The organism is Bacteroides muris (ex Fokt et al. 2023), from assembly GCF_024704895.1.
Lineage (GTDB): Bacteria > Bacteroidota > Bacteroidia > Bacteroidales > Bacteroidaceae > Bacteroides > Bacteroides muris.
Map to the genome: position 1 here is coordinate 35,918 of NZ_JAMZEE010000007.1, position 15,575 is coordinate 51,492.

General features: G+C 44.8%; 11 protein-coding genes and 1 riboswitch. Of the genes, 4 read left to right on the plus strand and 7 right to left on the minus strand.

The window, feature by feature from the left end; genetic code table 11:
• Positions 1 to 21 precede the first annotated feature (21 nt).
• Together M1B78_RS04400 and M1B78_RS04405 are read right to left on the minus strand one after the other, a co-directional pair.
• Positions 22 to 3,228 (minus strand): SusC/RagA family TonB-linked outer membrane protein, encoded by a 3,207-nt coding sequence (locus tag M1B78_RS04400; protein WP_257939998.1) that lies wholly within the window; start codon positions 3,226 to 3,228, stop codon positions 22 to 24.
• Positions 3,229 to 3,701: 473 nt separating this feature from the next.
• Positions 3,702 to 4,898 carry a hypothetical protein gene (locus M1B78_RS04405; protein ID WP_257939999.1) on the minus strand — a complete coding sequence of 399 codons (1,197 nt, stop codon included), beginning with the start codon at positions 4,896 to 4,898 and terminating at the stop codon, positions 3,702 to 3,704.
• Between the two features lie 309 nt (positions 4,899 to 5,207).
• Between M1B78_RS04405 and M1B78_RS04410 the strand changes: the two genes are divergently transcribed.
• Positions 5,208 to 5,897, plus strand: a complete 690-nt coding sequence (locus M1B78_RS04410; protein WP_136011167.1) for a response regulator transcription factor — start codon at positions 5,208 to 5,210, stop codon at positions 5,895 to 5,897.
• On the plus strand, positions 5,872 to 7,668 hold the full coding sequence (locus M1B78_RS04415; protein WP_257940000.1) for a sensor histidine kinase: 1,797 nt from the start codon (positions 5,872 to 5,874) through the stop codon (positions 7,666 to 7,668). The genes M1B78_RS04410 and M1B78_RS04415 overlap by 26 nt, the downstream gene beginning before the upstream one ends.
• Before the next feature lie 300 nt (positions 7,669 to 7,968).
• A riboswitch (cobalamin riboswitch) is annotated at positions 7,969 to 8,172 on the plus strand.
• 309 nt (positions 8,173 to 8,481) lie between these two features.
• Here the strand turns inward: M1B78_RS04415 and M1B78_RS04420 are convergent.
• From M1B78_RS04420 to mutY, 4 genes are all read right to left on the minus strand, one after another.
• The gene (locus tag M1B78_RS04420) at positions 8,482 to 9,111 is read right to left on the minus strand and encodes a 4'-phosphopantetheinyl transferase family protein (protein ID WP_257930747.1); all 630 of its coding nucleotides are present in this window, start codon (positions 9,109 to 9,111) and stop codon (positions 8,482 to 8,484) included.
• A gap of 22 nt (positions 9,112 to 9,133) precedes the next feature.
• Positions 9,134 to 10,483: a gliding motility-associated protein GldE gene (locus M1B78_RS04425; RefSeq protein WP_257940001.1), complete on the minus strand. Its 1,350-nt coding sequence runs from the start codon at positions 10,481 to 10,483 to the stop codon at positions 9,134 to 9,136.
• 23 nt (positions 10,484 to 10,506) lie between these two features.
• Complete coding sequence (locus tag M1B78_RS04430) at positions 10,507 to 10,962, minus strand: single-stranded DNA-binding protein (RefSeq protein WP_136011171.1); 456 nt, start codon at positions 10,960 to 10,962, stop codon at positions 10,507 to 10,509.
• A 72-nt stretch (positions 10,963 to 11,034) separates the two neighbouring features.
• On the minus strand, positions 11,035 to 12,075 hold the full coding sequence (mutY, locus tag M1B78_RS04435) for an A/G-specific adenine glycosylase (protein WP_257940002.1): 1,041 nt from the start codon (positions 12,073 to 12,075) through the stop codon (positions 11,035 to 11,037).
• A 157-nt stretch (positions 12,076 to 12,232) separates the two neighbouring features.
• On the opposite strand from mutY, the gene M1B78_RS04440 reads away from it, so the two are divergent.
• Positions 12,233 to 12,508, plus strand: a complete 276-nt coding sequence (locus tag M1B78_RS04440; RefSeq protein ID WP_005826750.1) for an HU family DNA-binding protein — start codon at positions 12,233 to 12,235, stop codon at positions 12,506 to 12,508.
• A gap of 234 nt (positions 12,509 to 12,742) precedes the next feature.
• Positions 12,743 to 14,317, plus strand: coding sequence for an Rne/Rng family ribonuclease (locus M1B78_RS04445; protein WP_136011173.1), 1,575 nt, complete (start codon positions 12,743 to 12,745; stop codon positions 14,315 to 14,317).
• Positions 14,318 to 14,398: 81 nt separating this feature from the next.
• Here M1B78_RS04445 and M1B78_RS04450 read toward each other — a convergent pair whose 3' ends face one another.
• Positions 14,399 to 15,571, minus strand: coding sequence for an iron-containing alcohol dehydrogenase (locus M1B78_RS04450; RefSeq protein ID WP_176469270.1), 1,173 nt, complete (start codon positions 15,569 to 15,571; stop codon positions 14,399 to 14,401).
• Between the last annotated feature and the right edge of the window lie 4 nt (positions 15,572 to 15,575).

The following is a 15,575-nucleotide window of genomic DNA, read 5'->3' on the forward strand; positions in this document are numbered from 1 at the left end:
TTTTTAGTATTCCGAAATATGTTAGAATGTCAAGTTCAACCCAAAGGACATACCCGACGTAGCAGGAACGCCACAGTAGTCAAAACCGACAGAAGAGGAGCCTCCCACACCGGCACCGGCAGCAGCCACTTCAGGATCACCGTCATAATTGGTGAACAGCAACAGGTTGGTGGCAGCAACAGATACAGAAGCCCGCTTTACAAATCCCACTCTTTGCAACCACTTTTTCGGGAAATCATAAGAGAGAGAAACAGAACGAAGTCTCAATGAATTGACTTCAGTAATATAGTTCCGTGTATTCTTCGGATAATAGGTCTGATAATAATCCTTTATGATATTATAGCCACTCTTTTCCACTCCATTAAAGACATAAGTCTTATCCGCTTCCCAAGTATGACTCACGGCATTACCTTCTGCATCCACTCCTTCCACAGTCAAAGGACGATTACGCACATCGCCTGAAAAACGGCTCACGCCTGAATTATCCATTGCATAGCGAGTGCCATTGATAACATCACCACCCACACGGAACTCCCACAACATATTGAAAGTAAATCCTTTCCAGGTCAATGTATTATTCAGACCACCCGTAAATTTTGCTTCACGATTACCTACAGCAGAAAGTGCAGAATCATAAGTAGGCATTCCATTCTCATCCAAAATAAGTTTTCCGTCTTCATTTCTCTTCCATTTTGTACCGGCAATAGCCATAAAATCACCGCCATTGAAAGAAGCAGCCTGTGCACCGGCATACTGAACATCCGTAACATACATTACGTCCATGCCATCAGGAAGTCCATCCAAAGTACCTCGGTTACCGGCCATATTGAACCCAACTTCCCAACTCAAGTCTTTGGTCTGCACAGGAATACCAGAAATGCTCAGCTCCATACCTTTGTTATATACATTACCGGCATTGATGGAACAGAATATGTAACCAGTGGATTGAGGACCACGCGGAGAAAGAATCTGATTATAAGAATCATTGGTATAATAAGCATAATCTATGTGCAAACGATTCTTGAAGAAGCTCAATTCAACGCCGATTTCTGTGGATTTCGTCATTTCAGGCTTCAAGTACGGATTTCCACGCGTCCAAGTATTACCAGCACCAACCAGACCGTTCAGGAAAGCTCCAACAGGCCAAAGTGCAGTAGCCGTCTCATATGCCCCCGTATCCTTACCCACTTTCGCCCAAGAAGCACGAATCTTGCCAAAATTAAGCACGCTGTCAGACATCCAACCTAACTTGTGCAACATCTCTGTAAATACAAATGACCCACTGACGGACGGATAAAAATAAGAACGATTCTCTATAGGTAGCGTAGAAGTCCAGTCGTTACGTCCGGAAACTGTCAGATACAACATATTGTTCCAAGAAGCGCGAAACTCTCCAAACAAGCCGACAAGCCTTTTCTTGGAGGCCCCGTGAGAAAAACGCTTCTCTGCATCTTTCGCATTGGCATAAGAGAAGAAATCGGGCACCGTAAAGTTGTATGCCATCATAGACACGCGGTCTGTCTTAGTCTCGTCAATAGTAGCCCCCAACAACAAGTTCAAGTCAAAATCTCCAAACCTCTTCGACATATTCGACATAAAATCATGAGACATATAGCGGAAGCGCATTGTATTGTCACTCATCATTCCATTCTGCCAGACTTGTTTGAGCACACCATTGGCCGCCAATCTGTTGGAAGCCGTTTGCGTATATTGGTCTAATCCTATTTTATAAGACAAAAACCACCATTTAGTAATATCAGCCTTTAAGCTAACCATACCGGTAAAGCGGTCCGTATCATCGAAAATACGGTTTTTATTCACAATCCAATAGGGATTGTCGTGTTCCTCCCATGGATCAAGACGGTCACCGAACATACGATAACGCGAACCGTCTTCATTCAAATAACGGGTCATATCGTCAAATGGAGACCAGTTGTAAACCCCGTACAAAGCCCCATTACCGGAAGAGCCATACAAACCGGCTCCGGTCAAGGTTCTATCGGTATGGGCATCAGAATAAGCAGCACTTGCATTAAATGTAAATATGCCTACTTTCTGCTCTCCGTTGAAACGGAAAGCATACTTCCGATAACCGGTTTCAGGTACGACACCTGCCTGGTCATAAAACGAACCGGACAAATAGAACTTACTATTCTTGCTACCTCCTGACACGCTGGCACTCTCATCGAAAACATTGCCAGTCTGAAAGAAATCACCTATATTGTCATACGTCTTCGCATTAGTTCTTTCACCCCAGGAAGTATAGGCAAAATCATTGAACGAAGTACCTGTATATTCCTTATTTGCTCCATAGAGGTCTTCCATAAATCCTCTGGCATATTCCGTCTGAACCTTCGGCAAATCCTTTACCCAAGAACTGGTAAACTTGGAATTTATATTCACTTCTACCATTCCTTCCTTACCTTGCTTCGTCGTAATCAGAATGACGCCATTGGCAGCACGCGAACCATAAAGAGCCGCAGCTGCAGGTCCTTTTAGAACAGACATGCTTTCAATATCTTCCGGGTTAATATCCATCAAACGATTGGAAGTAGTAGAAGCCGAACGCGTAGAACCGTCAAAAGCAGAATTACCTATCACTGATGATGAATTATCATAAATCAAACCGTCCACAACAAAAAGCGGCTGGTTATCCTTCCCTTCAGAACCTGATGTACCTCCTCTGAGAATAATCTGTGCACCTGCACCCGCAGCACCCGAGGACTGAGTGATATTCACACCAGCCACCTTACCCGAAAGGGAGGAAATCGGGTTGGCAGTTTTCACCTTCATCAATTCATCCGATTTCACATCTTCCATTGAATACCCCAAAGCCTTGCGCTCTTTCTTGATACCCATAGCCGTCACCACCACTTCGTCCAGCGCCTGAGAATCATCCTGCAACGTTACATTATAAGCGGTGGCATTCGTCACTTTTATTGTAACACTTTTGTACCCGATAAAAGACACCTCCAGTGTGCTACCCACCGGTGCTTCTACAGAAAATCTTCCGTCAATGTCCGTCACGGCACCCGTACCGGAACCTTTCACTAATACGCTGGCACCGATAATCGGCTCGCCTGCTGCATCTACAACTTTACCTGTGATTTTTTTTGCTTGCTGAGTACTCTGGGAACTTGGCACATTTTCGGCTGCATTTACCGAATAAGGTGCAGCCATCCCAAATAGTGCAAGCAACACTAATGATAAGCAATAATTTCTTTTCATAAGCTCTATTATTTGGATTTGTTTGCAAATATATAAATAAATTTAGCAATATCTAAATCTATTAAGCTAAAAAACACTAAATAAATATTAAAATATTTGGATTTGTACTTATACAATGCTTAAAACAAATATTTAACAATAACCACATTTATTATAAATATATCATATTGACTAACAAACAAGGCAATTTCTCGTCACAAACAACTATTTTATACACATACTCGATATATATGAAATATAAAAAAGACAAATTAGAGCAATAAGACATTCATCACCTCTTTTTTTTCGACACTATTACTCCAGGAAAACCGATAAAGCCCACTAAAAAAAGAAATCTAATTTCACACTTACAACAAATAATTAACCAAACAAATCTACAAATTATCCAAAAACAGTGTTCAACTATTAATTAGCACAGAAATCGATTACGACAGTTATTAACAATCCGTTAACAAAAGCAGATTCCTTCAACCCTACTTTCCTATCGGTTGTATTCTCCTCCTCACCTCTTTGGATATTTCCAGAAACATATAGTTCAGTTTACCGGAATGAATACCTTCTTTATTCTGGGTATACTTTTTATTGGCATACTCTTTAGACTTATCAAAGGTAATGCGTGACATCTGGTTCTGCGACTTTCCCACCATGGTAGAATCCAACTGTTCATCCGGAAAGAAATCATCCAAATCCACATCGCCTATCATGGTTGTTTCGAGGAAATTCATGTCGTTATGACTGGAGTCTGTATAGTATCCTACAAACATATGCCCTGGGGTACGCACCAATATGGGTTCTATATTTATGGCACGGAGCAAAGAAGCAAAAAGTACACTCCCATCCACACAATTGATTTGCGAGGACTCCAAAGCATCATCGAACGTACGCACACGCTGTGAAAAGACCACGTTGCTGGAAAGGCTTGTATTGGAGACCGAGCTATAACGGAACTTGCGCTTTTGCAACACATTCCACAAGGCATAAACCTGCTTGTCCACCACCTCGGCACCTCCCTGATAACCTAAAAAGCGATTGACAATACGCGTATCCAGCGCTTCACGCAGCAGCTTGTCAATCATAGGATTCTCCTCATTCACATAAGCTGCAAAAAAGATACCGGTATCATGGAACTTTGTACCGTTCGTGACATATCCCAACAGACACTCATTGATGCTGCGAACAGAAAAAGTGCGTACCCGCTGCCCAAAATCCTTCCCGTTCATCTCTACCATAACGGCCACACTGATGGGTTCCGCCTGGTTGTTGTTCTTCAAAGCTTCGTAATCCCATATGATATCAGGATAGATGATATACTCCGTACGCGGTTTTGCCAGTACGAACTCCGACACGGAACGGGAAAAGAACGGAGTCTCCGCAACCTCTACCCGCACCCGGCTGTAGGCATTCCTCGAACGGATGCGGACAGCAATGCATGACTTCGGATTGCCCACGTACATGGAATCCGCCGGCACGATGACCTGAGCGTCGGTAGTCGCCACCGAAAGGATGCTGGAAGGAAATATGTTGCCGCCCAGCTCATCCGCAATCTCAAAGTCCGAACGGAAAGGAACCGTATTCAGCCAGACAGAGCCGATTATCACCAAAAGCAGAGTTCCCACAATAACCGGCAAACGCCTCTTAGAGCAACTCTTGATGTACATAAGTTCTTTCATACAATTCAGTATTTACGAAGCAAAGATAATATTTTAATGGAACGGTCCTTTTAGAAACGCTTTTGATTTTCTTAGATAAACAAGAACTAAATGTAACCCAAATGTAACACTTGCTTCATCATTCCGTAACAATTTTACCTCACTTTTGCACTAAAGAAAGTAAAAATAGCCTGCACCTCAGCATAACTTTTCATATAAACATGAAAATTCTGCATTCGGATTGCACTATTTTTGCCAATAAAAAGAAATAAAGTTTAACTTTGTGACAAGAGAACTGTTTTACTCTTATCATACATAAACAACAAAGCAATGAATGATTACCGCATTTTAGTAGTGGACGACGAAGAGGATTTATGTGAAATTCTGAAGTTCAATCTTGAAAACGAAGGATATGAAGTAGATACGGCAAATTCTGCCGAAGAAGCGCTGAAGATGGACATCTGCAATTACAATCTTTTATTGCTGGATGTGATGATGGGAGAAATTTCCGGCTTCAAAATGGCAAGCATGTTGAAAAAGGACAAAGAAACGGCCCGGATACCCATCATCTTCATCACCGCCAAAGATACGGAAAACGACACGGTGACTGGTTTCAACCTGGGAGCGGACGACTACATATCCAAACCCTTCTCGCTGCGCGAAGTGGCGGCACGTGTCAAAGCCGTACTGAGACGCACCCGGCAAGGAGAAACGGAGCATGCACCGGAACAGATTTCCTACAAGACGCTGGTGCTGGACATCATCAAGAAAAAAGTCTGCATTGATGGCGAAGAGGCACCGCTCACCAAAAAGGAATTCGAGATTTTATTGCTGCTTTTGCAGAACAAAGGACGCGTATTCTCCCGCGAAGACATACTGAACCGCATCTGGAGCGACGAAGTATATGTGCTGGACCGCACCATCGACGTGAACATCACACGTCTGCGCAAGAAAATCGGAATTTATGGCAAATGCATCGTAACACGTTTGGGATATGGGTATTGCTTCGAAGCCGAATAATAAAGACAGGCACTTTCTGTCCTTCAGCCGGAAACTGTTTCTTTCCGTCATCTCATTGTTTCTAGCATTCGCCGCATGCTTCATTGCTTACCAATATCAGCGAGAGAAGGAATATAAAGTAGAGTTGCTGGACATGCAGCTGCAAGACTATAATGGCAGACTGCACCAAGAATTGCATCACCTCCCCGACAGTCTATGGACTTCCCTGCTGAACAGCTACATATCCAAACAGATGGACAAGGAACTGCGTGTCACGGTGGTAGACCTACACGGCAACGTACTGTTTGACAGCTCCCGGAACAATAACCACGACTTGGGCAATCACATCAAGCGGCCTGAAGTACAGAGAGCCCTGAAAAACGGCAAGGGATATGACATGCGGCGCATTTCGGAAACCACCGGCAAAACCTATTTTTATTCAGCCACAGTCTACGAAGACTACATCATCCGTTCGGCCTTGCCCTATAATGTCAACCTGATAAACAGCCTGGCTGCCGACCCACACTACATCTGGTTCACAGTCATCGTATCACTGCTGCTGATATTTATCTTCTACAGATTCACCTCCAAACTAGGCAGTGCCATCAATCATCTGCGCGAATTTGCCAAAAGAGCTGACAAAAACGAGCCTGTAGAAATAGATATACAAACGGCCTTCCCCCATAATGAACTTGGAGAGATTTCACAGCACATCATACAGATATACAAGCACCTGCGCGAAACGAAAGAGGCGCTTTACATCGAACGCGAAAAGCTCATCACCCACTTGCAGACCTCCCGCGAAGGACTGGGCGTATTCAACAGAGACAAAAAAGAGATATTGGTAAACAACCTATTCACCCAATACGGCAATCTGATTTCAGACTCCAACCTGCAAACTACCGAAGAGATATTCTCCATCTGCGAATTCCAGAAGATAACAGATTTCATCAACAAGGCTCAGAGACGCCCCTCCTACAACGAAGAACGAAGAATGTCCATCCACATCAACAAGAACGGACGCACCTTCATCGTGGAGTGCATCATCTTCCAAGACCTCAGCTTTGAAATCTCCATCAACGACATAACCCAAGAAGAGGAGCAAATACGACTGAAACGACAGTTGACCCAAAACATTGCCCACGAGCTGAAAACTCCCGTAAGCAGTATACAAGGTTATCTGGAAACTATCGTAAACAACGAAAACATTGCGCCTGAAAAAATGCAGGTCTTCCTGGAACGCTGTTACGCGCAAAGCAACCGCCTGAGCCGCCTACTACGCGACATATCCGTATTGACTCGTATGGACGAAGCCGCCAATATGATTGACATGGAAAAGGTAGACATCAGCATGCTGGTTGCAAACATCATCAACGAAGTGTCCCTGGAACTGGAACAGAAGCAAATCACCATTGTCAACTCCCTGAAACCGAAGATACAGCTGCGGGGAAATTACTCCTTGCTCTACTCCACCTTCCGCAACCTCATGGACAACGCCATCGCTTATGCCGGCACCAACATACACATCAACATCAGTTGTTTCCGCGAAGACGAGAATTACTATTATTTCAGTTTTGCCGATACCGGTATCGGTGTTTCTCCCGAACATCTGAACCGTTTGTTCGAACGCTTCTACCGTGTAGACAAAGGACGCTCGCGCAAATTAGGAGGCACCGGCCTGGGACTCGCCATCGTGAAGAATGCAGTCCTCATCCATGGAGGTACCATCTCCGCAAAAAACAACCAAGGCGGAGGACTGGAGTTTGTATTCACACTGGCAAAAGAGAGATAACAGCCCGTTTTACCACACCAAACAACATGCTTTGCAAACCTCCGGAGAAGGTTCTTGTGGCAAGTGTGGCTTGTATCGGTTTTCACCTTACTGATGTAACGGATTGCGCAAATCATCTTAAGTCGTTATTAATCAGAGAGTGGTTTTGCCAACTTATCACCATGCTTTTGGCAAGCTTTTACCATGACTATGGCAAAGCTTTGCCAACAAGGCGGCAAAGTCTTGCCAACTTGTCGGCAGAAAGAAAGAGAGCGGGGAAGAAAATTTATCACTCATAGAATTGTTTTCTCAAAAAGAATCCCTATCTTTGTCATGCATTGGTTCGCTCCCCCTCTTCAGGGAAAGCGATTAAAAGGGAATCAGGTGTAAATCCTGAACAGTCCCGCTGCTGTAAGTTTCGCACAATGTTGCAGGCAATCACCCTCTATGCCACTGGAACACTTTTCCGGGAAGGCGTCTACAACAGAAACAAGTCAGAAGACCTGCCATGCACATTTTATCATTGCTTTCGAGGAAAAAGCGTTGAGTCTAATGAACCGGGCAAATCGTCCATCATTTCATTCATCAAACCTTATTCAGAGAAAGTAAAGAAGGTAATAAACTCTGCCAAGTTTATTTGATGATGTCCGGCCGAAGTGATTTCGCCCGGACATTTGTATTACAAAAAGTCATATTTTAGGCCCACTACAACGTATTCCAACACAAATCAGAACAGGTTTATATATCAATCTCATCACCGACTCGGGCACCGGTGCCATGAGCGACCACCAATGGGCGGATTTATAGCCACCCGCCGGAAAGACTGTAAGCGATTTACAAGCTCAATGTCAAGACAAAATCCGGAAACAAATAATAATGAATAGCGAACCGACGTTTCTCCACCGTACGATATTCTTCGGCGGAGAATATGCCGCTTTCATTTACTGCAAAAGGCAAAATGCGCATATGTCCGCGGAAATCAACCTCGGAAGCATTCAGGCATTTGAATATTGTCTCCTTGGCCGACCAGTGCAGCAACAGTGACCAAGTGTCGGTTCCCCGAAATACGGACGGCTGTTCATCTTCGCGCATGAATTTATGCGCCACCTTCCTTACCCGCTCACCATACTGCTCGATGTCAATGCCTACTTCCCGACCCGGCAATCCCAAAACAACAGCCACATAACCTTTTGTATGCGAAATACTGAGGGAGGCGGAAGCATCTGCCAGATAAGGTTTCCCACTGGGATGATAAGCAATCTCTTTCTCTTCTCCAGACAGCGTATAAAGTAATACGCGGACAGCCAGCCACTCCAGACGGCGGTGTGCCGCGGTGAAACGCAACATATCTTCTCGGTACACTTCCTGATGAGGGAGCATAGCCAGTAATTCCTCCGGAGATTCCTCCGCTTTCCAAATTCCCCATCGGCAGGAAGGAGCAGTATGTTGCAAAAAAAGAGGCACGAAACAATTAAAAAATTAATAATTAAAGAGAAGAAGCATTGGGGGCTGCCGGGACATTTATTGTAAACTTCACTTTCAAGATACGGCGATTGTCCATCTCCAGCACCTCGAACTCATAACAGTCGTAGGTTACCTTTTCATGAAGAGCAGGAAATTCTCCCTTCAGTTCCAGCAGAAGTCCGGCAAGTGTATCGGCATCCCCTGCCACCTCATCGAACGTTTCCTCATCTATCCTCGTTATCTTATAAAAATCGGTCAGCTGGGTTTTAGCTTCAAACACCCACGTGTGGTCATTCAGTACAGCATACGTGCGTTCTTCATCATCATATTCGTCATGAATCTCACCCACAATCTCTTCGATAATGTCCTCCATGGTGACAATTCCCGACGTACCGCCGAACTCATCAACTACAATGGCAATATGAATCTTGTTTGCCTGGAAGTCGCGCAGCAAATCATCAATCATCTTGGTTTCAGGCACAAAGTAAGCGGGGCGAATCAACGACTGCCAGCGGAAATTGTCCCCTTTGTTCAGGTGAGGAAGCAAGTCCTTGATGTAAAGCACCCCCTTGATATTGTCACAGTTGTCTGCATAGATGGGAATACGGGAATAAACATTCTCCACAATACACTTCACCACATCCTTGAAAGAGGTACGAATATCCAAATCCACCACATCGAGGCGGGAGGTCATGACCTCCTTGGCGGTCTCTCCGCCAAAGCGGATGATGCCTTCCAAAATATTATTCTCCTCCGAAAGTTCCGCCTTATCAGTCAGTTCCAAGGCATGTGAAAGTTCATCAACCGATATATTATGGTTCTTGCGGGCCACATGCTTGTTCAAGAAAAAAGTGGAACGCACCAACATGGATGCCATCGGGTAGAATACAGAACGGCAAAACGTAATGCCGGGAGCAGCGAAACGACAGAAAACCAACGTTTTCTGAGCTGAATATATCTTAGGCATGATTTCACCGAAAAGCAACAGCAGAAACGTAAGGATTACTGTCAGAATAAGGAACTCTGCAATGAGAGAATGAAATTGAAATACATTCATAAAGAAGAAGTTGCAGAGCATGATTATGGTTACATTCACGAAGTTGTTTGTAATCAGAATCGTCGCCAACAAACGTTCGCTGTTATCCAGCAAATTACTGATTTTCTCATCCGAAGGATGCTTTCTCTCCGCTATTACATTCAAGTCTGACGGAGAAAGAGAGAAAAAGGCTATTTCAGAAGCTGATGCAAAGCCGGAAACGAGCAAAAGCAAACCTGCCAACACAATGGCTACAATGGCCGAAATAGAAGGAGTCTGTACGGATATACCGTTAAAAACATCTGCCAACTGGCATAAATAAGCGTCTGGATCCAAAGATTTTGGTTTTAGTTAAACAATTAGAACGGCAAGTCGTCCGTCGGATTATCTTGTGCAGGAGTAGCCTGCGGTTGTACTGGTTGTTGCGGTCGGGCCGTCGCACCCGCCTGCGGCGCGTAAGGGGCAGCACCGGGAGTTGCAGTTTTCGGAGTCAGCATCTCCATATTGTCGACAAATATCTCGGTCACATAGCGCTTGATACCTCCCTGATCATCATAAGAACGAGTACGTATCTTACCTTCCACGTAAAGTTTGTCGCCCTTGTGCACATATTTCTCAACGATTTCGCCTAAACGGCCACGGAATATCAAGTTATGCCATTCGGTACGGTCTGGAATCTGTGTACCATTCTGCAAAGTATATCCTTTCTCCGTAGTGGCCAAAGAAAGCTGGGCAACACAATTTCCACCTTCATAATAGGTTATTTTAGGGTCTTGTCCCACATTTCCTATCAATATCACTTTATTTACTGACATAAGCTTCTATTTTATTAAATTGCTGCCAAAATTAACGAGAATATTCACACCATGCAAGAATACAGACAACTTTTATACATATTTCTCCAAGAAAGCATGTATCAGCCGAGGCACCGCATAACGGTCCAAATCTTCGACCGCAACCTGCTGGTAACCTGAAAAGGAGCCCGAATTATCGGGCAGAGTGACCTCATAGAAATTGGTATAAATCACTCTGTGGGACAATACATGCTTCACTCCCCGAAGTAGAGTACGGACTATCCGCACCTCTCCCTCTGCAAACAGCGCATGAAACTGCGGACATGACAGAAATTCCTCTTCGGATAAATCTTTTTCCGTTTCGATTAGAGGCAATTCAAAGAGATTTTTCCAGATATCGTCCTCCGTCCTCTTATTTATTAAGGTATGCGCGCCCATGCGTACATATATATAATTAAAATAGCGGTTGGTGGTCTTTGTTCTGTGCTGCTTCACGGGCAGTTGCTGCACCTTGCCTTCCGACAAGGCCCGGCAGCTGTCGGACAAAGGACAAAACAGGCAGTTGGGCGACTGCGGCGTACACTGCACGGCTCCGAAGTCCATAATCGCCTGGTTATAATCTGCCGGTCGGGATTTATCGAGCATCTCTCCCGCCAAAGCAGTAAAAGTCTTTTTCCCTTCGGTAGAATCAATAGGAATATCAATGCCGAAATAACGGGAAAGCACCCGATATACATTCCCGTCGACCGTCGCATAAGGCATGTCATAGGCAAAGGAGCAGATGGCCGCTGCCGTATAATCTCCCACCCCCTTCAAGGCACGTACCTCTACGTAGTTTTTCGGGAATGTCCCCTTCATGCTTCTGGCTGCGGCATGCAGGTTACGGGCACGGGAATAGTACCCCAAGCCCTGCCAATATTTCATCACTTCGTCCTCAGACGCAGCAGCCAGCGATGCCACATCCGGAAAGCGTTTTATGAAACGCAAAAAGTACTCATAGCCCTGCGCCACTCTCGTCTGTTGTAAGATGATTTCAGAAATCCATATCAGATAAGGGTTCGTGGTATTTCGCCACGGAAGGTCGCGTTTATTCTCCGCATACCAGTCCAACAATGTTCCGCTAAAAATATTCATGCTACAAAAATACTTCATTTTCAACCTAACAAAGCTTAATGCCAAGACTTTTTTAGAAAATTGTCCGAAATATATTTTTTAGAGACACGGAAAAGCTATATATTTGCAGTCCAAAAAATTAGGAAAACTATAGTAATAATATTTTTTTTAAAGAAAAATGACTAAAGCTGATATTGTAAACGAAATTACAAAGAACACCGGAATTGATAAGACAACCGTACTTACAACCGTTGAAGCATTCATGGACGCAGTAAAGGCATCTTTATCCAAAGATGAAAATGTTTACCTCCGCGGGTTTGGTAGTTTTGTAGTGAAGAAAAGAGCTCAGAAAACTGCTCGCAACATCTCCAAGAACACTACAATAATCATTCCGGAACATAACATTCCGGCATTTAAGCCTGCAAAAACGTTCACCCTCTCAGTGAAGAAATAATAAACAATAGTATTAACCCATAAAATTTTGAAGCTATGCCAAGCGGAAAGAAGAAAAAAAGACATAAAATGTCTACGCACAAGCGTAAAAAAAGACTAAGAAAGAACAGACATAAAAGTAAAAAGTAATTTTTAGTCTGAAGGACAAAATAAAGAACAAACTTGTGAAGCAAAATATCTCGCGGGTTTGTTCTTTGTTTAAGTAGTAAATTGAATCATTTAAAAGCCAATTATTGTGACAAGCGAACTCGTTGTAGACGTACAGCCCAAAGAGGTATCCATCGCACTGCTTGAAGACAAGCAGCTGGTGGAACTCCAGAGCGAAGGAAGAAATATTTCCTTCTCAGTGGGCAACATGTATTTGGGACGCGTCAAGAAATTGATGCCCGGCCTGAATGCCTGCTTCGTGGACGTGGGTTACGAGAAAGATGCTTTTCTTCATTATCTGGACCTGGGTCCTCAATTCAACTCGTTAGAGAAGTACGTAAAGCAAACTTTAAGCGACAAGAAGAAGCTGAATCCCATTACCAAAGCAACCATACTTCCCGATCTTGAAAAGGACGGAACGGTTTCCAACACACTCAAGGTGGGACAAGAAGTAGTGGTGCAGATTGTCAAGGAACCTATTTCAACGAAAGGGCCGCGACTGACTTCCGAACTTTCCTTTGCCGGAAGATACCTCGTGCTGATTCCCTTCAACGACAAGGTTTCCGTATCACAAAAAATTAAATCGAGCGAAGAGCGCGCACGCCTCAAGCAACTGCTGATGAGCATCAAACCGAAGAACTTCGGTGTCATCGTCCGCACTGTGGCCGAAGGAAAACGTGTAGCCGAACTTGACGGAGAGCTTAAAGTATTACTGAAACATTGGGAAGATGCCATCACAAAAGTACAGAAAGCCACCAAATTTCCGACACTGATTTACGAAGAAACCAGCCGCGCCGTAGGACTGTTGCGTGACTTGTTCAATCCTTCCTTCGAAAACATCCACGTGAACAACGAGGCAGTGTACCACGAAATCAAGGATTACGTAACCCTCATCGCCCCTGAACGGGCAGGAATCGTGAAGCTGTACAAAGGACAACTCCCCATTTACGACAATTTTGGCATCACCAAACAAATCAAGTCGTCATTCGGCAAGACCATTTCATACAAAAGTGGTGCCTACCTGATTATTGAGCATACTGAGGCGCTTCACGTAGTAGACGTGAACAGCGGTAACCGCACCAAGAATGCCAACGGGCAGGAGGCTAACGCACTGGAAGTGAATCTGGGTGCAGCCGACGAACTGGCACGCCAGCTCAGACTAAGGGATATGGGTGGTATCATCGTGGTGGACTTCATCGACATGAACGAAGCCGAAAACCGACAGAAGCTTTACGAACGTATGTGTGCCAATATGCAGAAAGACAGAGCACGTCACAACATCCTGCCGCTCAGCAAATTCGGACTGATGCAAATTACACGCCAGCGTGTGCGCCCGGCTATGGATGTAAATACGACTGAAACCTGTCCCACCTGTTTCGGCAAAGGCACCATCAAATCGTCCATCCTCTTTACGGACACCTTAGAGAGTAAGATTGACTATCTGGTCAACAAATTGAAGATAAAGAAATTCTCGTTACACATCCACCCGTACATTGCAGCCTATGTCAATCAGGGACTCGTCTCCCTGAAACGGAAGTGGCAGATGAAGTACGGATTTGGTATCAAGATTATTCCAAGCCAGAAACTTGCATTTCTGGAATATGTATTCTACGACCTGCAAGGGGAAGAGATAGACATGAAGGAAGAAATCGAAATCAAATAAAAAAAGCGGTGAAGAGTATTTGTCTTCACCGCTTTTTTTTAATCCTTCCTTCGGGAAATTCTTCCCGAAAAGCAGCGTACGCTATAAAGCCAAGCGATATATTTCCTTACAATCGGTCATGGTCAGCTTCACGTAGTTACCAAGCAGTTCGCCTTTATTGCGCTGCAGGCTGGCAATCATACGGTCTATATCGGGATGTTCAATGCCCAACTCCTTAAAGCTGACCGGCAAACCCATATAACGGAAAAAGTGTTTCAGACGGGCAGTACCTGCCAAAGCCATCTCTTCCAAATCATCGGACTTGGGTATATCAAAAACACGACGGGCAAACTGGGCAATCTTTGCCGGATTATGTTCCGCCATAAAGGTCATCCAGGCAGGGAAGATGACAGCCAGACCGGCACCATGGGCTACATCATAGATAGCACTGATTTCATGTTCCAGTGCATGGGATGCCCAGTCTTCCTCACGCCCTACCCCACAAGTTCCGTTATGCGCCACAGTGCCACACCACATAATGTTGGCACGCGCGGCATAGTCGTCCGGTTGCAGTTTCACTCGGTAAGCCTCTTTAATGATAGCTGTCAAGGTACCTTCGCAAAGCCGGTCACTGATTTCCACATCCGAAGTATTCGTAAAGTAACGTTCCATGATGTGAGCCATCATGTCGGCAATACCACAAGCCGTCTGATAAGCCGGGAGGGTGTAGGTCAGTTCAGGATTCATGACGGAGAATACGGGACGCAAATGCTCAGGAGCGCAAAGACCCAGTTTTTGGAGTGTCTCTGTCTTGGTGATTACCGCATTGCCCGAGCCTTCGCTTCCGGCAGCCGGGATAGTCAGCACCACGGCTACTTTCAGCGCTTTCTCCACCTTGGCACGACCGATAAAGAAATCCCAGAAGTCGCCATCATACAGGGCTCCGGCAGCAATGGCTTTCGCCGTATCTATGACCGAACCACCCCCCACAGGAAGCATCATATCCACCTGTTCACGACGACAAAGCCGAATACCTTCGTACACTTTCCCGTCAACGGGATTAGGTCGGACACCTCCCATTTCGCAATAAGCCACACCAGCTTCCTGTAAAGATTGCTTTACACGCCCCAGCAGTCCGCTACATACGACAGAACCGCCTCCATACACTATCATCACTTTCTGCGCACCATACTTACGCGCCAATGCACCGACCTGCACTTCAGTATTCTTGCCAAAAACAAACTCCGTAGGACTATAAAAAACAAAATTATTCATTGTA

Coding starts and splice junctions, on each gene's coding strand:
- mutY (WP_257940002.1), bottom strand. CDS start 12,075: ATGAATATTTTTAGCGGAACATTGTTGGACTGGTATGCGGAGAATAAA.
- M1B78_RS04450 (WP_176469270.1), bottom strand. CDS start 15,571: ATGAATAATTTTGTTTTTTATAGTCCTACGGAGTTTGTTTTTGGCAAG.
- M1B78_RS04400 (WP_257939998.1), bottom strand. CDS start 3,228: ATGAAAAGAAATTATTGCTTATCATTAGTGTTGCTTGCACTATTTGGG.
- M1B78_RS04405 (WP_257939999.1), bottom strand. CDS start 4,898: ATGAAAGAACTTATGTACATCAAGAGTTGCTCTAAGAGGCGTTTGCCG.
- M1B78_RS04415 (WP_257940000.1), top strand. CDS start 5,872: ATGGGTATTGCTTCGAAGCCGAATAATAAAGACAGGCACTTTCTGTCC.
- M1B78_RS04410 (WP_136011167.1), top strand. CDS start 5,208: ATGAATGATTACCGCATTTTAGTAGTGGACGACGAAGAGGATTTATGT.
- M1B78_RS04430 (WP_136011171.1), bottom strand. CDS start 10,962: ATGTCAGTAAATAAAGTGATATTGATAGGAAATGTGGGACAAGACCCT.
- M1B78_RS04440 (WP_005826750.1), top strand. CDS start 12,233: ATGACTAAAGCTGATATTGTAAACGAAATTACAAAGAACACCGGAATT.